At 67.0% G+C, this 16,233-nt stretch carries 15 protein-coding genes; 13 read left to right on the top strand and 2 right to left on the bottom strand.

Annotated features, from left to right (window positions below; translation table 11 throughout):
* Positions 1-348 precede the first annotated feature (348 nt).
* The 5 genes from VFP86_03050 (at position 349) to VFP86_03030 (ending at position 7,915) form a co-directional block, all read left to right on the top strand.
* Complete coding sequence (locus VFP86_03050) at positions 349-2,808, top strand: ATP-dependent Clp protease ATP-binding subunit (protein ID HET8998605.1); 2,460 nt, start codon at positions 349-351, stop codon at positions 2,806-2,808.
* A 91-nt stretch (positions 2,809-2,899) separates the two neighbouring features.
* A complete protein-coding gene (radA, locus tag VFP86_03045; GenBank protein HET8998604.1) occupies positions 2,900-4,285 on the top strand; it encodes a DNA repair protein RadA in 1,386 nt (461 codons plus the stop codon).
* A 77-nt stretch (positions 4,286-4,362) separates the two neighbouring features.
* Positions 4,363-5,967, top strand: coding sequence for an ABC transporter substrate-binding protein (locus VFP86_03040; protein HET8998603.1), 1,605 nt, complete (start codon positions 4,363-4,365; stop codon positions 5,965-5,967).
* Positions 5,968-5,987: 20 nt separating this feature from the next.
* Positions 5,988-7,001 (top strand): ABC transporter permease, encoded by a 1,014-nt coding sequence (locus VFP86_03035; protein HET8998602.1) that lies wholly within the window; start codon positions 5,988-5,990, stop codon positions 6,999-7,001.
* A 14-nt stretch (positions 7,002-7,015) separates the two neighbouring features.
* The gene (locus tag VFP86_03030) at positions 7,016-7,915 is read left to right on the top strand and encodes an ABC transporter permease (protein HET8998601.1); all 900 of its coding nucleotides are present in this window, start codon (positions 7,016-7,018) and stop codon (positions 7,913-7,915) included.
* A gap of 7 nt (positions 7,916-7,922) precedes the next feature.
* On the opposite strand, the gene VFP86_03025 is transcribed toward VFP86_03030, so the two are convergent.
* On the bottom strand, positions 7,923-8,318 hold the full coding sequence (locus tag VFP86_03025; protein HET8998600.1) for a DUF1573 domain-containing protein: 396 nt from the start codon (positions 8,316-8,318) through the stop codon (positions 7,923-7,925).
* Positions 8,319-8,545: 227 nt separating this feature from the next.
* Between VFP86_03025 and VFP86_03020 the strand changes: the two genes are divergently transcribed.
* The 6 genes from VFP86_03020 (at position 8,546) to sigH (ending at position 14,438) form a co-directional block, all read left to right on the top strand.
* The gene (locus VFP86_03020) at positions 8,546-9,640 is read left to right on the top strand and encodes a PIN domain-containing protein (GenBank protein HET8998599.1); all 1,095 of its coding nucleotides are present in this window, start codon (positions 8,546-8,548) and stop codon (positions 9,638-9,640) included.
* Positions 9,637-10,845, top strand: a complete 1,209-nt coding sequence (gene ispD, locus VFP86_03015) for a 2-C-methyl-D-erythritol 4-phosphate cytidylyltransferase (protein ID HET8998598.1) — start codon at positions 9,637-9,639, stop codon at positions 10,843-10,845. The genes VFP86_03020 and ispD overlap by 4 nt, the downstream gene beginning before the upstream one ends.
* Complete coding sequence (locus VFP86_03010) at positions 10,842-11,183, top strand: hypothetical protein (GenBank protein HET8998597.1); 342 nt, start codon at positions 10,842-10,844, stop codon at positions 11,181-11,183. Before ispD ends, VFP86_03010 begins: the two co-directional genes overlap by 4 nt.
* A gap of 15 nt (positions 11,184-11,198) precedes the next feature.
* Complete coding sequence (cysS, locus tag VFP86_03005; GenBank protein HET8998596.1) at positions 11,199-12,815, top strand: cysteine--tRNA ligase; 1,617 nt, start codon at positions 11,199-11,201, stop codon at positions 12,813-12,815.
* Complete coding sequence (rlmB, locus tag VFP86_03000) at positions 12,800-13,603, top strand: 23S rRNA (guanosine(2251)-2'-O)-methyltransferase RlmB (GenBank protein HET8998595.1); 804 nt, start codon at positions 12,800-12,802, stop codon at positions 13,601-13,603. Before cysS ends, rlmB begins: the two co-directional genes overlap by 16 nt.
* Positions 13,604-13,796: 193 nt before the next feature.
* Positions 13,797-14,438 carry an RNA polymerase sporulation sigma factor SigH gene (gene sigH / locus VFP86_02995; protein ID HET8998594.1) on the top strand — a complete coding sequence of 214 codons (642 nt, stop codon included), beginning with the start codon at positions 13,797-13,799 and terminating at the stop codon, positions 14,436-14,438.
* A gap of 67 nt (positions 14,439-14,505) precedes the next feature.
* Here the strand turns inward: sigH and moaA are convergent, their stop codons facing one another.
* The gene (gene moaA / locus VFP86_02990; GenBank protein HET8998593.1) at positions 14,506-15,534 is read right to left on the bottom strand and encodes a GTP 3',8-cyclase MoaA; all 1,029 of its coding nucleotides are present in this window, start codon (positions 15,532-15,534) and stop codon (positions 14,506-14,508) included.
* A 91-nt stretch (positions 15,535-15,625) separates the two neighbouring features.
* Here moaA and VFP86_02985 point away from each other — a divergent pair, with 91 nt between their 5' ends.
* Together VFP86_02985 and VFP86_02980 are read left to right on the top strand one after the other, a co-directional pair.
* Positions 15,626-16,045: a MaoC family dehydratase gene (locus VFP86_02985; protein HET8998592.1), complete on the top strand. Its 420-nt coding sequence runs from the start codon at positions 15,626-15,628 to the stop codon at positions 16,043-16,045.
* Positions 16,046-16,083: 38 nt separating this feature from the next.
* Positions 16,084-16,233 (top strand): SDR family NAD(P)-dependent oxidoreductase (locus VFP86_02980; protein HET8998591.1); only part of this gene is annotated, 150 nt, incomplete at its 3' end.

The raw sequence follows: 16,233 nt of genomic DNA, 5'->3' as shown, positions 1-16,233 counted from the left end.
CGTTGTCCGAACGTGACAGGCCCGAGGGCATACTAGAGTATGAAGACGCATCCGCGCACGACTCCGACTCATCCTGAAGGAGTCGGCTCACGGGCGAAGAAGAAGAGGATACAACCGGTTCTTCCGCGGGAATGGCCGGGGAGGGGCCGGCGTAATTCTAGAGGGAAGTATGTGCAGCCGTTCTCAGGTGGGGGAGAGACTCCTCCACACTCTACCGGGCTCCGGAGCTCCACGGCGCGTGGCCTCCGGGGAAAGTGAACAGCCGGATGGCTCGACGCGTAGAAATTAGTAGTAGCCGTCGCCGGATCGCTTCGCACATAGCCTGGTAGAGAGGAGGTCAGCCGCCAGATGTTTGAACGATTCACCGAGCGTGCTCGCCGAGTCATCATCCTTGCGCAGGAAGAAGCCAAGCGGCTGAATCATAGCGCGGTCGGCACCGAGCATATTCTCCTTGGCATCGTCCGCGAAGGTGAAGGCGTCGCCAGCAAGGTGCTGGAGTCGCTCAACATCAGCCCGGAGCGGGTACGCGCCGAGATCGAGAGCGCGATCGGTCGGGGCGAGCGGACCCCGCACGAGGAAGTGACGTTTACCCCTCGGGCAAAGAAGGTCCTCGAGCTGGCGCTGGACGAGGCCCGCCGCCTAGGCCACAACTACATCGGCACCGAGCACCTCCTGCTTGGGTTGATTCGGGAAGGGGAGGGGGTCGCGGCGCGGGTCCTGGAGGCGATGGGAGCCGATCTCGAGCGAGTTCGGTCGCAGGTCGTGTACCTGCTGGGAGAGGAAGGCACCGCCTCGTACACCAAGCAGGCCAGCAAGACCCCGACCCTTGATGAGTTCGGGCGGGATTTGACCAAACTCGCCAGGGACAACAAGCTCGATCCGGTCATCGGCCGCGAGCGCGAGATCGAACGCGTCATTCAGGTCCTTTCCCGCCGTACCAAGAACAACCCCGCCCTGATCGGCGAGCCGGGCGTCGGCAAGACCGCGATTACCGAGGGCCTTGCCCAGCGGATCGTGCGGGGCGATGTCCCGGAGGTCCTCCGGAACAAGCGCGTCGTGCAGCTCGATCTGGCTGCGCTCGTCGCCGGCACGAAATATCGGGGTGAGTTCGAAGAGCGCATGAAGAAGGTCATGGAGGAGATCCGGAAGGCGCAGGGCGAGGTCGTCTTGTTCGTCGACGAGTTGCATACCCTCGTGGGCGCAGGCGCGGCGGAAGGGGCGATCGATGCGAGCAACATCCTGAAGCCCTCGTTGTCCCGGGGCGAGCTACAGTGCATCGGCGCCACCACGCTTGACGAGTACCGCAAGTACGTGGAGCGCGACGCCGCGCTGGAGCGGCGGTTTGCGCCGATCCTGGTGGCCGAGCCGAACGTCGAGCAGACGGTGGAGATCCTGCGCGGCCTGCGCGAGCGGTACGAAGCGCACCACGGGGTGAAGATCAGCGACGAAGCGCTGGTCGCCGCCGCCTCGCTCGCCGACAAGTACATCTCAGACCGCTTCCTGCCGGACAAGGCCATCGACTTGATGGACGAGGCGGCGAGCAAGATCCGCCTCCAGGCGAGCTTCCTGCCGCAGGAGGTCCGCCAGGCGCTCGATAAGGCGGAGCGGGTGCGGCGGGAGAAAGAGGAAGCCATCAAGGGCCAGGATTTCGAGAAGGCCGCGAGCCTGCGCGACAAGGAAAAGGTGCTGCGGCAGAAACTCGAAGAGCTCGAGAGCTCCTGGAAGACGGACAAAGGCCGGGACATCACCACGGTGTCCGCCGACGATATTGCGGATATCGTGTCGAGTTGGACCGGAATCCCTGTGATGCGTCTCGTGGAGGAGGAGACCGAGAAGCTGCTTCGGATGGAAGATTCCCTCCACGCACGGATCGTCGGGCAGGAGGAGGCGGTTCACGCGGTGTCTCGCGCCGTCCGGCGCGCGCGGGCCGGGCTCAAGGACGCTCGGCGTCCGATCGGGTCCTTTATCTTCCTCGGGCCGACCGGGGTAGGCAAGACCGAGCTCACCCTGGCGCTCGCCGAGTTCCTGTTCGGCGATGAGGGCGCGGTGATCCGGATCGACATGTCGGAGTACACCGAGCGGCACACGGTGTCGCGGCTCGTGGGCGCGCCTCCGGGTTACGTGGGATACGAAGAGGGGGGCCAGCTCACCGAGCAGGTCAGGCGGCGGCCGTATTGCGTCGTGCTGCTCGATGAGATCGAGAAGGCGCATCCTGAGATCTTCAACGTGCTGTTGCAGATCTTGGAGGACGGCCGTCTGACCGATGCCCAGGGACGGACGGTAGACTTCAAGAACTGCGTGGTCATCATGACCAGCAACGTCGGCGCTCCGCAGATCCAGCGCGACTCCGGATTCGGGTTCCGCGGCACCGAGAGCGAGCGGTTGGAAGCCGAACGCAGCTACGATCGGATGAAGACCCAGGTCATGGAGGAACTGCGGCGGACGTTCCGGCCGGAGTTCCTGAACCGCGTGGACGAGATCATCGTCTTCCGGCCGCTGACGCGGGACCAGATCCGGTTGATCGTCGACATCCTGATGGAGCGCGTCAGGCGGGAGATCCGCGGTCAGGGTATGTCCTTGACGGTCACCGACGCGGCGCGCGAACTCCTTTCCACCGAGGGCTACGATCCTCAGTACGGGGCGCGGCCGCTGCGGCGGGCGATCCAACGGCTCGTGGAAGATCCGCTTTCGGACGATATGCTCAGGGGCAAGTTCGCCGCGGGCGACGAGATCGTGTTGGACGTCCGCGAGGGGACTGTGGTGTTCGAAAAGAGGCGCGAGCCCGTGTCGGCGGACACAGGGGCATAGGGCGGCGCGTCAGGACGATCGGAGCGGCGACGGCCCGGGCGGAGAGCCCGGGCCGTCGCCCATCTGGGAGCGCTCGTCGGGGAGGAACGCGATGCGGAGCAAGGGCGGGGGACCAGCGGCCGGGCGGCGCGTCGTCTACGTGTGCCAGGAATGCGGTTACGAGTCCGCCAAGTGGCTCGGCCGCTGCCCCGCGTGCGAAGCGTGGAACACACTCGTGGAAGAGCCGGTGGAGCGCGCCCCGACGCGCCCCGCCGGGACCCCGGCGGCGGGGGTGGCCCCCACCCCCATCACCGAGGTGGCGCTGGATCACGAAGCCCGGATCGAGATCGGGATCGGCGAAGTGGACCGGGCGCTGGGCGGCGGCCTCGTGCCGGGGTCCCTGGTGCTGATCTCCGGCGATCCGGGCATCGGGAAGTCGACCCTAGTGCTCCAGATCGCCCAACGCGTGGCCGTTGAGCGTCCGGTGCTGTACGTCTCGGGCGAGGAGTCCATCCGGCAGACCAAGATGCGGGCGGCCCGCCTGGGGGTGAATTCGTCCCGCCTCCTGGTGCTGGCGGAGACGGACCTCGAGGCAATCCAATCTCAGGTCGCCCGGGTCACGCCTCACCTCGTGATCGTGGACTCGATTCAGACGGTGTACCGCCCCGACCTTCCCGCCGCGCCCGGGTCCGTCGGTCAGATCCGGGAGTGCACGGGGGACCTGCTTCGCCTCGCCAAATCCGAGGGGGGCCCCGCGATCCTGGTGGTGGGCCACGTGACCAAAGAAGGGGCGATCGCCGGTCCGAGGGTGCTCGAGCACATGGTGGACACCGTGCTCTACTTCGAGGGCGAGCGGCATCACGCGTACCGGCTCCTCCGGGTCACCAAGAACCGCTTCGGCTCCACCAACGAGATCGGCATCTTCTCGATGAGCGGGCGGGGACTGGTGGAGGTCGCGGATCCGTCGGCGCTGTTCCTCTCCGAGCGGCCGATCGATGCGCCCGGATCGGTCGTCGTGTGCGCGATGGAGGGATCGCGACCGCTCCTGTTGGAGGTGCAGGCGCTGGTGACGCGGACCCCGTTCGGCCTGCCCCGGCGCACCGCAGCCGGGGTGGATCTCAACCGGATGGTCCTGCTGCTGGCGGTCTTGGAGAAGCGGGCGGGGCTGCACCTCATGAACTCCGATGTCTACGTGAGCGTCGCCGGCGGAGTGCGGGCGGACGAGCCTGCCGTTGATCTCGGCGTGGCGCTCGCCGTGGCGAGCAGTCACCGGGAACGCCCGGCCGACCCCGCCACGGTCGCGGTCGGTGAGGTGGGGCTCGGCGGTGAGGTGCGGGCCGTCAGCCGCATCGCCAGCCGCGTCGCGGAAGCGGGGAAACTGGGGTTCCGCCGGATGATCCTCCCTCGAGCCTCCCTCGCGGGTGTGGAGGACCCCGGCGGCGTCGAGCTGATCGGGACCGCCGACATCCGCGAGGCGCTCAATCTCCTCCTCGGCTGAGTCCGCTCCGAGGACTCCCCCGGGAGCCCAGAGAATGGAACGGAGCGCTCCAAGCGGCGCTGGCGGAGGAGGGATGCATGATGCGACACCGGTGGGCTCGTGCGGCGGCAGCGGCGTGCACGTTCGTGTTCCTGGTCGCGATCTATGGCCCGGGCGCTGTGGGTCAGGCCCGCGTGCCCAATCCCGACACGCTGTTCTACGGCGTCTACTGGGAGCCCGTGAACCTCGATCCGCACGCCATCACCGACTTTGGCTCCATGTGGATGCTCGACAACACCTACGAGCCGCTCGTACGGTACAAAACCAAGACGGTCAACGGACGGACGATCGGCACGGCCGACGTGCAGCCGCATCTCGCCGAGACCGTGGAGGCCTCGAAGGACGGTAAGACGTACACCTTCAAGCTCCGCCGGGGCGTGCGGTTCCACTCGGGCGATGAACTCACCGCTGAGGCGGTGAAGTACTCGATCAACCGCATGCTGACCGAGAACCTCGGACCGGCCACCCTGATCTCCCAGTGTATCGACGCGAACAGTACGCAGGTGGTTGACCCGCTCACCGTCCGCCTCACGCTCCGGCGGGCCTGTCCCTACTTTCTCCAACTGCTCGCGGCGACCAATACCGGGGCGATCGTCAGCCCCAAGACGGTGGAGGCGCACGGCGGGATCCAGCCCGGCAAGTTCAACGAGTGGATGTCCCGCAACATCGACGGGACCGGTCCGTTCAAATGGGGACGCTGGGTGGCCGGCGAGTCCTTTGAGCTCGTGGCCAACGATCAGTACTGGGGCGGCGCGCCCAAGCTCCGGCGCATCCAGTTCCGCGTGATCAAGGACTTCGCGACCCAGCTCCTCCTCCTGAAGCGCGGTGAGCTCGACATCGTGTACCGGTTGCCTCCCGACATGACGACCCAGCTCATCGGGAACAAGGACGTCATCATCAACCGGGAAAGCGGGATCGGCATGCACCAGCTGTACATGCAGACGAAGCTCAAGCCGTTTGATGACGTCCGCGTGCGGCGGGCGATGGTCTATGCCATCGATCCCTACGCCGTCAACCGAGCGGCGGCGTTTGGCCTGGCCAACGTCGCGAAGAGCCTGCTCCCCAGCCCTCTGGAAGGGTGGACGGGCGACCTCTGGCCGTACAAGTATGACCCCGCGAAAGCCCGCGCGCTCCTCGCGGAGGCCGGCTTCCCGAACGGGTTCAAGGTGAGCCTGAACTTCAACAGCGGCAACACGGAGCGAGAGCAGACCAGCATCGCCATTCAGGCACAACTCCGCAAGGTGGGGGTCGAAGCCGAAATCGCGCCCCTTCCCTGGGGGACGTTCGTCACCAACTACGAGGGCGGCAAGATGCCGGCGTTTGTGTCGAGCTCCCTCGGCCCCCCGATCATCGAGAAGTACGTGGTCGACACGTACGATTCCAAGAGCGTGGGCGCCAAAGGCAACTTCTCCTTCTATGCCAACCCGGAAGTAGACCGGCTCATCGATCGGCTCCTCAGCACCTCGGCTCCCGCGGAGCGAACGCGGATCATCGTCGGGATCCAGAAACTGGTCAATGCCGACGTGCCCAGCGTGCCCTTCTACGACGCGCTGCTGATGTATGCGGAACGATCGTGGGTGAAGGGCTGGGTGCTCTACCCGTCCGGCAACTGGTACTTCGCCCAGGTGGAGAAGCGCCCCTGAGCCTCCGGGGGTGACCCCCGCTGAGCCGCTTCCTCGCGCGGCGGCTGCTCGCCCTGCCGCCCATCCTGGTGGGGATTACGCTCGCCACGTTCCTGCTGCTGCATGTGGTGCCCGGAGATCCCGCGCGGTTGTATCTGGGAGAGTCGGCCACCAATGAGCAGGTTGTCCAGGCGCTGCACCGGCAATGGGGGCTGGACCGGCCGCTGCCGGTGCAGTACGCCTACTATCTTCGCAACCTGAGTCGGGGGAACCTCGGGTTCTCGATCCACTCCGGCCGGCCCGTCACCGAGGACCTGGGGCACTTTCTCCCGGCGACTGTTGAACTCAGCCTCGCGGCGTTTCTCATCGCCGTGGTCGTGGGAGTGCCCCTTGGCGTTGTCTCCGGCGCTCGCGTCAACACGGCCGCCGATCACGCCAGCCGGATCGGCTCGTTGCTCTTCCTTTCGATGCCGAGTTTTTGGTTCGGGCTGATCCTGATTTATGTGGGCTACTTTCTGCTCGGGTGGCTCCCGTCGCCGACGGGTCGCCTCGGCCTGACCGATACCCCGCCCGCGACGATCACCGGGATGTACACGCTCGACAGCCTGCTCACGGGCCAGATTGCCCTGCTCTCCCGCGCCCTGTGGTACTTGGTGCCGCCGGCCGCGACACTCGCGTTGGCCTCCATGGGGCTCGTCGTCCGCCTGGTGCGGACGAGCATCGTGGAGGCCCTGGGGCACGACTACGTCCGCACGGCTCGAGCCAAGGGCGTCGCGATCCGAGGCGTCCTGTACCGCCACGCCCTCCGCAACGCCTTGATTCCCACCGTGACGGTCCTCGGGGTCCAGTTCGGCCTTCTGTTCAGCGGCAACGTCCTGGTCGAAACGGTGTTCTCCTGGCCGGGCGTGGGGTCGTACCTCGTCACGGCGATCCAATGGCTGGACTACTCGGCGGTCATGGGCAGCACGCTCGTGTTCGCAGTGATCTTCGTGGCGGTGAACGTCCTCGTGGACCTGAGTTACGCCCTGCTCGACCCGCGAATCCATTACGCGTGACCGGGGACGCGACTATGCGTGACGGCATCCTGGGAAGGGGCGGCGGTCGCGGGGGGCAGGCGCCCGCCGGCCTTGTGGATCTGCTCGTGCGGCGGTTTGGCCGCAACGGGCTTTCGATCGCGGGGCTCGGGATCATTCTCCTCTGGACGGCCGTCGCGCTCGCGGCCCCGCTCCTGGCCCCTCACGATCCCGTGGAGGTGGACATCGGCGCACGGATGCAGCCCGCGAGCCGCGTGCATCCTCTGGGCACGGACTTTTACGGGCGCGATCTGTTGAGCCGGATCGTGTTCGGAGCGCGGTACGACCTCGCGATCGCGCTCGTGGCCGTGGGGCTGGCCGCCGGGGTGGGGGTGTCCCTCGGGGTCCTGGCCGGGTACTACGGCCGCGGCGTCGACGACGTGATCATGCGGACCACCGACGTGCTCCTGGCGTTTCCGAGCCTCGTGCTCGCGCTGGCGCTGGCCTCCGCCCTCGGCCCGGGGCTGTGGAAGGCCATCCTTGCGGTCGCCGTCGTGGGCGTCGCGGGGTACAGCCGCCTCGCGCGCGGGTCGACGCTGTCGCTCCGCGAGGAAGCCTACGTCGAGGCGGCGCGCGCTGAGGGCGCCTCCGACCTCAGGATCATGGTGCGGTACGTGCTCCCCAACATCCTGTCCCCGATCATCGTACGGGCGACGGTCGGGATGGGGTTCACGGTGCTGCTCGCGGCCGGCCTGAGCTTCATCGGGTTGGGTGCGCAACCGCCGACGCCTGAGTGGGGTGCGATGATCAACGAGGGCCGCAATCAGCTCGTGACCGGAGTGTGGTGGATCTCCACGTTTCCCGGGCTGGCGATCATGTCGCTCGTGCTGGGGTTTAACCTCTTGGGAGACGGGATCCGGGACGCGCTCGACCCACGCGGGGTCACGCGCCTGTAGCGGATCGTTAGGTGAGGTTGAAGATGCCGAGGCTCTTGATCCGGCTGTGCTGCTTCTCCTGAATGTCGTCCAGTTCCAAGCCCAGCAGGCTGCACAGGCCCGCCGAGTAGAACAGGGATGACCCGATCTCGGTTTCGATCGTCTCGCGACAGCGGTCGCACAGCGCACCGTTCAGGTGGGTGTGAAGGTACGCTCTGATCTCTGAGAGGCCCACATCCGAGGGGAACTGCTGTTTGCCGGCGTTGATGCTGATGCATCCGCACGTCGTCACGGCCTTCACGACGGCGCGGTTGACGCGGGAGACCGATTCGTCCAGCTTGCTCAGCACATCGAGGATACTGCGGTGGCGGATCAGATAGGAATCGACCTGGTCTTGGAAGGACAACGATTTGGCTTCTTTCATGCGGTGCCGGCCTCCAGTCGTCCCTGCGCTCTTGCGAGTCGGCCTCATTATAGGAATGCGCTTGCGCGGGTGTCAAGGTAAACGCCCGCGCGCAGACCGCGTGAGATGCGCCCAGGCGCTCCGAGCGGCCGCACCCGTGTCTTGCGCGGAAGCCGCATGGTATAATGGCGTGTCAGTGCGCTCATATACGCTGCGGCCGTGTGCCTGCTGAATATCGGTGAGTGGTGATGACTCGTCTCATCCGAGCCGTCGGTCTCGTCTTCGGCTCCGTTCTCGGGTATCAGATTGCCGACCTGATCGTCCGCGAGGTTTTGGGCGGCGCCGGGGATCAAACCGCGCGGCTGGGAGGGCTGGCTCTCGGCATCGTGGTCGGGGCGATCGTGGGATGGGGAGTGGCCCCCTGGCTTCAGGCCCGGTTCGTCAACACGATGTTCTGGGTGCTGCACCACCTCGGCGGCGTTCCGCTTCGTGACGTCCTCGCCGGGGCCGCCGGCTTGATCCTGGGCCTGGTGATCGCGTTTCTGGTGAGCATTCCGCTCCTGCGCGTCCCCATCATCGGCCCGTACATCATCCCCCTCACGGCCGTGGTGGTGTTTGGGTATCTCGGCCTGCAGCTGGGCATCCAACGGCGCGAGGATTTTCTCGGCGCCTTTCCCCGTCTCTCCGAGCGGCTCGGTGGGCGCGGCAGCCGGATCCGGCGCAGTAGCGTTCCCAAACTCCTCGATACCAGCGTGATCATCGACGGCCGCATCTCCGATATCACGCAGAGTGGTTTCCTGGAAGGTCCTCTGCTGGTGCCCAGGTCGGTCCTGGCGGAGCTCCAGCGGATTGCCGACGCAAGCGACCAGATCCGTAGAAACAGGGGCCGGCGGGGTCTCGACATCCTCAACAAGATGCAAAAAGACCTGCACGCGGTCCAGATCTACGACGAGGGCGATGACCTGGCATCCGGTCAAGTCGACGCCCAACTCGTGCGAGTGGCGCGGGCCCTCGGCGCCTGGATCGTGACGAACGACTACAACCTCAACAAGATCGCCGAGCTGCAGGGCGTGCGGGTCCTCAATGTCAACGAGCTCGCCAATGCGATCAAGCCGGTGATGATCCCCGGTGAAGAACTCACCGTGCACGTCATCAAGGATGGCAAGGAAGCCGGGCAGGGAGTCGGCTACCTCGACGACGGAACGATGATCGTCGTCGAAGGGGGCAAGAAGCATATTGGCGAGACCCTCGAGACCGTGGTCACGAGCGTGCTCCAGACCGTGGCGGGCCGGATGATTTTCGCACGCCCCAAGGTGCTCGAGAAGGACGGCGCCACCCGGTGACCTCAGGCATTCGCGCGGCGGCGGTCGTCCCGGCGGCCGGCCGGGGCGAGCGGCTCGGAGGCGCTGTGCCCAAATCGCTGGTGCAGCTGGCCGGGCGGCCGCTTGTGCAGTACGCGTTGACAACCCTCCAGGAGGTCGCCGAGATTGAGGCTATCGCCGTGGCGGCGCCGGCCGACTCGATCCCGCAGATCCAGGAGCTGGCTCGCGCCACCGGGCTGACGAAAGTGGTCGCCGTCGTTCCCGGCGGGGTGGATCGTCAGGGCTCGGTGGCGGCCGGTCTGGCGGCGCTGCCGCCGGGGCCGGATCTGGTGCTGATCCACGATGGCGCGCGGCCATTTCTCTCCCAGCGGTTGGCGTCTCTGGTGATCGCAGCGGCCGCCCGCGATGGATCCGCAACGGCAGCGCTGCCGGTGAGCGAGACCGTCAAACGAGGGGAGGATGGATGGGTCCGCGAGACCCTCGACCGCGCCTCGCTGCATCGGATCCAGACTCCCCAGGCGTTTCGGCGCGCCCTCCTCGAGCGGGCCCACGAGACCGCATCGCGCGAGGGATTCCGCGGCACCGATGATGCCGTGCTCGTCGAACGGCTGGGGGGGCCCATCCGGCTCGTGCTCGGCGATCCGATCAACATCAAAGTCACCGTCCCGGAGGATCTGATCCTCGCGGAAGCCATGTTGTCCCGGGAGCAGGACGCCACGCGCGCGCCCCGGGCCGGCATCGGGTTCGACGCCCACCGGCTCGTTCCAGGGCGCCCGCTCGTGCTCGGGGGCGTGGAAATCGCGCACGACCGCGGCTTGCTGGGGCACTCCGACGCGGATGTGATCGTGCACGCCGTGATGGACGCGTTGCTCGGCGCCGCCGGGTGCGGAGATATCGGCGGCCATTTTCCCCCCACCGATCCCGCCTACGCGGGTGCCAACAGTCTCACCCTGCTCGCGCAGGTGCGCGAGGTGGTGGAGCGTTGCGGCTGGCAGCCGGTCCACGTGGATGTCGTGGTCATGGCTGAGGCGCCGCGCCTCGCGCCGCACGTCCCCGGGATGCGGACGGCGATGGCGGAGGTGCTCCGGCTCTCGCCTGAGAGCGTCAACGTCAAGGCCACCACGGTGGAAGGGATGGGTGCCATCGGACGGCAGGAAGGCATTGCCGCCCATGCCGTGGCGAGCGTCCGCCCGCTTCCAGCGATCCGTGGGGGCGGGGCCGGATGACGAGGCGGCCGCACGGCCGCGGTGCCGGAGGACCCGGTCCGCACCTCATTCTGATCGAGCGGCGGGCCGTCCGCGAACCCATCGCGGTCGAGACCGAACCGGCTGGGCGGCGGCCCCGGCCGACCGGGTTCTGGCGGGGGTCCGTATTCTACCGCATCATCCGCGTCCTGGAGCGGCGGCTGGAGCGAGGTGAGTCGTACCTGCGTGTCCTCGCCGACCGGGGGTGCTTCGACCTGCACCGGGTCTCCGAGATGGATCCCTGGACGTGGAAGACGGCGGGCCGTTGGGAGCTTGTCGCCGAACTGTCCGCGTTGCCCACCCGCCGGCCGCCGTCCTAGGTCGCGGAGCGACCAGTGGCCCTGCGTGTCTACAACACGCTGACCCGCCGCGAGGAGGAGTTCATCCCCCTCCGGGCGGGCGAGGTTCGCATGTACGTGTGCGGCCCGAACCTGTATGGTCCTGCCCACGTCGGCCACGCCCTCTCCTACCTCGTGTTTGACATGGTCCGCCGGTATCTGGACTACCGGGGCTATCGGGTCACGTACGTCCAGAACTTCACCGACATCGAGGACCGGATTATCGAGGCCTCCCGGCAGCAGGGCACAACCGTAGAGGCGTTGGCGAATCACTACGCCGACCGTTTCCTGCGGGAGATGGACCGGCTCGGGATCCGGCGGGCCGACTATTATCCTCGGGCCACCGAATCGATTCCGAAGATGCTGGAGATCATTCAGGCCCTCGTGGCCCGTGGGTTCGCCTATGTTGTTGACGGAGACGTCTTCTACCGCGTGGCGGCATTTCCGGCCTACGGCCGGCTGTCCGGCCGGACGCTCGATGAGATGCAGGCGGGCGCCAGGATCGAGGTCGATCCCCGCAAAGAGCACCCGATGGACTTCGTTCTGTGGAAAGCCGCAAAGCCGGGCGAGCCTTCGTGGGACAGCCCCTGGGGACCCGGCCGGCCGGGATGGCATATCGAGTGCTCGGCGATGTCCTTGGCCTACCTCGGCGAGCAACTGGACATCCACGGCGGCGGTCCGGACGTGATCTTCCCCCATCACGAGAATGAGATCGCACAGTCCGAGGCCTACACGGGCAAGCCGCCGTTCGTCCGCTACTGGGTCCACAATGGGCCGCTGCGCCTCAGCGGTGATCAAGAGAAGATGACCCGGCATCTCGGAAACGTCGTGACGATCGAGGAGGCGCTCGAGCGGTACCATCCTGACGCGATCCGCCTGTTTGTGCTCTCCTCGCATTACCGCGGCCCCGCAACATGGACCGACGACTCGCTCGAGGCCGCGACCCGCGGCGCCGAACGGCTGCGGACCGCGTCGGACCACGCGGAGGCCGTCCTCCGCCGGGCGGGGGTCCGAACAGCAGGCGCATTCCCCGACCGGGATGACGCGCGCGGCCGCCGGTCCACCCGTGGTGACGCCGCGGGGGCATCCGCACTGTCGAAGGCGGCGGAGACGGCACGCGAGGCGTTCGAGCGGGCGATGGATGATGATCTCAACACGCCTCGTGCGCTCGCAGCCGTGTTCGACCTCGCCACAGAACTCAACAAGGCGGCGGATGCCGCCGCGAAGGCTGCCCCGCCATTGCAGGCCGCCATGGCGGCCGACCTTGAGGGGGCCTTGCGCATCCTGCGAACGCTCGCCGGTGTGCTCGGGCTCACCTTGACCGCCTCGATGACCGCGGCGCAGCGAGCCGGGCTGCACCGGCTGGCGCGCGATCTTGCCGAGGAGCACCCGGATCTCTTCGATCCCGCGCATCCCACTCTCCAGCAGCTTCGAATCGCCGCCTCCGACGACGCCGTGCCCGGGGACGACCTCATCGGCTTGATCGCGAGCGGACGGATGCGGGCGCGGCGGCAAAAAGATTGGGCCACCGGCGACGCCATCCGGTCGAGGCTCCAGAGCCTCGGGATCCTCCTCGAGGATACTCCGACCGGCTACACGTGGCGGCTGCGCTGACGCCGTCCCCTCAGCCCGCCGGCGCGACGCTGTTGGGGCGGCGGGCCGTGCTTGAGGCGCTCCGCGCGGGCCGGCCGGTGTCTCGCGTGCTCGTTGCTCGGACTGCGGACCTCCGCGGTCCGCTCCGGGAGCTCGTGGCGAAGGCACGCGCCCGGCGCGTCGTCGTGCAGATCGTGGATCGCCGGCATCTCGACACGCTGGCCCGCGGCGTCGCCCATCAAGGGGTGGCCGCGCTCGTCGCGGTCACTGCGCCGATCACCGTCGAGGATCTCCTGGCGCGCATCGAGGAGCAGGGCGAGGCGGCGTTTCTCGTGGCGCTCGACGGCGTGGAGGACCCGCAGAACCTCGGCGCCATCATCCGGACCGCCGACGCAGCCGGCGCGCACGGCGTCATCATTCCGCGGCGCCGGGCCGCAGGGCTCAGCCCGGCCGTCGCGCGCGCCTCCGCGGGCGCGACGGCGCACCTCCCCGTCGCGCAGGTCGGCAACCTCGTCGCCGCGCTGGAGCGCCTCAAAGCCGCGGGTGTGTGGATCGTGGGGGCGGATCCGGAGGGGGCCGAGCGATACGACACGGCAGGGCTCGCCCCGCCGGTGGCGCTCGTCGTGGGCGGAGAAGGCCGCGGGCTCCACCGGCTCGTTCGCGAACGGTGCGACCGCGTCGTCCGCATTCCGCTTCGGGGCCGGGTGGCGTCGCTCAACGTCTCGGTCGCCGCCGCGCTGCTCCTCTTTGAGGTGGCCCGGCGTCTCGACGTGCGAGCCGACTCGAGTTCCCGCAGGTCATCTTATTGACTTGACTTGGGCATTGTTCCTATAATATGAATAACTTGCGGCAGCGGCCACAAGCAGCGCCCAGAGGGGTCCAGAACGATCTCCCGACACAATCGGGTTTTCGAGGGCTCCGACCGAAACACTAGATGCAACAGCACAGAACGAATCGCGAGTCACGTGGTCCAGCCGGAAGTTCGGGGCGGAGGGGAGAAGCGTGGTAGTTGCGCGCAAGCCCGTCGTACCCATCTACCAGGAAATGGTGGATGAACAGCTAGTCGATTGTGCCAAGGGGGGAGACGAGTTCGCTGCCGAGTACCTCATCAACAAGTACCGCAATTTCGTCCGCGTAAAAGCCAAGGCGTACTTCCTGATCGGCGCTGATCGCGAGGACATCATTCAGGAAGGCATGATCGGCCTGTACAAGGCCATCCGGGACTTCCGGCGCGACAAGCTCTCGTCGTTCCGGGCCTTCGCCGAGTTGTGCATCACCCGTCAAATCATCACGGCGATCAAGACCGCGACCCGTCAAAAGCACATCCCGCTCAATTCGTACATCTCGCTCAACAAGCCGATCTACGATGAGGATTCCGACCGGACCCTGCTCGACGTGATCAGCAGCATCAAGGTCTCCGACCCAGAGGAACTCGTCATCAACCAGGAAGCCTCCCTCACCATGCGGGAGCGCATCCGCAAGAACCTCAGCGACCTCGAATGTCGGGTGCTCACCGCGTACCTCGAAGGCAAGTCCTATCAGGAGATGGCGACCGAGCTTCACCGCCACGTGAAGTCCATCGACAATGCGCTGCAACGGGTGAAGCGGAAGCTCGAGCGGAACCTCGAAGGCGAAGAAGAATAGCCCGGCCGGCGATCCCCGGGCTCGAAGATCGATGCCGCCCCGCGTGTGGGGCGGCATCAGTCTTTCGTTACCCGCCGATTTGGGACATAATCCGCCGCCGTGGGATGACCCCCCGCGCGAGACCATGCCCCCACGGCTTGCGATACGCGGCCGCCCGGAATCGTTCACGGATCTCTTCGTAGGTGGCCCCGTTGCGCAGCGGGGTGCGGAGATCGGCTTCGTCGTCCCGGAGGAGGCACAGGCGGAGCCGCCCCTCGGCCGTCAACCTGAGCCGGCCGCACTGGGCGCAGAAGGGCTGGCTGACCGAACTGATGAACCCGAGCGTCCCGCGGGCCCCCTCCAGCCGGTACGTTCTTGCCGGATCGTACCCTGTCACGTCGAGCGGAATGAGCGGGCCGAGCGCTGCCTCGATCCGCGCAACGGTTTCCGCGCTCGGCACGTACGCGTTGGTCTGGAACCCGGCCACGCTCCCGAACGGCATCATCTCGATGAACCGGACGGCGTAGTCACTCGTCAGCGTCAGGCGGGCCAGGTCGACGACATCGTCCTCGTTAAAGCCCCGTACCACCACAGAGTTGATCTTGATCGGGCTCAATCCGGCCGCTCTCGCAGCCTCGAGCCCCGTCAGCACGTCGTCCAGATTTCCCCAGCGGGTGATCGCCCGGTATTTGTCGGGGTTGAGGCTGTCCAGGCTGACGTTGATCCGCCGGAGCCCTCCGGCTGCAAGCGGTTGGGCCAGACGCGCCAACCGCACCCCGTTCGTGGTCATGGCCAAGTCCTGGATGCCTGGCACCGCCGCGATCCGTGCCACCAGCTCGGCGATGTTGGCCCGAACCGTGGGCTCCCCACCGGTCAGACGAATTTTCTTCACCCCGAGCTCGACGCCGGCGCGAATCAACACGAGGATCTCGTCGTCGGTCAAGATCTCCTCGCGCGGCGCAAACACCGTCTCCTCGGGCATGCAGTAGACGCACCGGAGGTTGCACCGGTCGGTCAAGGAGACCCGAAGGTCGCGGATCAGGCGGCCGTACTGGTCCCGCATGCCGCCCGGCGGCGGCGCGGGCTGCTGGATTTCGCGATCGAGGATCGTCGACACGATATCATTATAGCAAGACGTGCTCCGGGGAGGAGGAATTCCCCGGGAGAGGACCCGGTCGGGCGGCAACGCGAAGAAAGCCCTCGTGGCTATGGACTCCGTCGATTTTAGCGTCGGGCAGCGGGCGACCTTTACGAAGACGATTAGCCAGGCGGACATCGAGGCGTTCGCCGGGGTCACAGGCGACCACAACCCGCTCCACCTCGACGACGCGTTTGCGCGCCGAAGCCGCTTCGGCCGGCCGATCGCCCACGGCGTGCTTGTCGCCGGGGTGATCTCCGCGGCCCTGGGAATGGTCCTTCCCGGGCCCGGCGCCATCTACCTCAGCCAGACCCTCAAGTTCCTGCGGCCGGTCTTTCCGGAGGACACGGTGACGGCGACGGTCGAGGTGACGGCCTATCGAAAGGACAAAGGCATCATCACGCTTCGGACGACTTGCGCCAACCAGTCTGGTGATAAGGTCGTGGACGGTGAGGCGGTATTGCTCGTCCGCGACCCGGCCACACCCTGAGGTCTGAGGAGAGGGGGGATCGTGTGGGCACCCGAGAGCTGCTCAGAGATCGCGTCGCGCTCGTGACCGGTGCGGCGCGGGGAATCGGCCTCGCCTGCGCTACCGAACTCAGCCGCGCGGGGGCGGCGGTGGTCATCGCCGATCGACTGGCCCAGGAGGCGGAGGCGGCGGTCCGCACGATCGTCGCC

This window comes from bacterium (assembly GCA_035703895.1).
Taxonomy (GTDB): Bacteria; Sysuimicrobiota; Sysuimicrobiia; order Sysuimicrobiales; family Segetimicrobiaceae; genus Segetimicrobium.
This window is presented reverse-complemented; position numbering and strand designations above follow the sequence as displayed.

Excerpts from the sequence above, each read along its gene's own strand:
- VFP86_02985 (HET8998592.1), top strand. The coding sequence starts at position 15,626 with ATGGACTCCGTCGATTTTAGCGTCGGGCAGCGGGCGACCTTTACGAAG.
- VFP86_03020 (HET8998599.1), top strand. The coding sequence starts at position 8,546 with ATGACTCGTCTCATCCGAGCCGTCGGTCTCGTCTTCGGCTCCGTTCTC.
- VFP86_03040 (HET8998603.1), top strand. The coding sequence starts at position 4,363 with ATGATGCGACACCGGTGGGCTCGTGCGGCGGCAGCGGCGTGCACGTTC.
- VFP86_03030 (HET8998601.1), top strand. The coding sequence starts at position 7,016 with ATGCGTGACGGCATCCTGGGAAGGGGCGGCGGTCGCGGGGGGCAGGCG.
- VFP86_03025 (HET8998600.1), bottom strand. The coding sequence starts at position 8,318 with ATGAAAGAAGCCAAATCGTTGTCCTTCCAAGACCAGGTCGATTCCTAT.
- VFP86_03050 (HET8998605.1), top strand. The coding sequence starts at position 349 with ATGTTTGAACGATTCACCGAGCGTGCTCGCCGAGTCATCATCCTTGCG.
- VFP86_03010 (HET8998597.1), top strand. The coding sequence starts at position 10,842 with ATGACGAGGCGGCCGCACGGCCGCGGTGCCGGAGGACCCGGTCCGCAC.
- radA (HET8998604.1), top strand. The coding sequence starts at position 2,900 with ATGCGGAGCAAGGGCGGGGGACCAGCGGCCGGGCGGCGCGTCGTCTAC.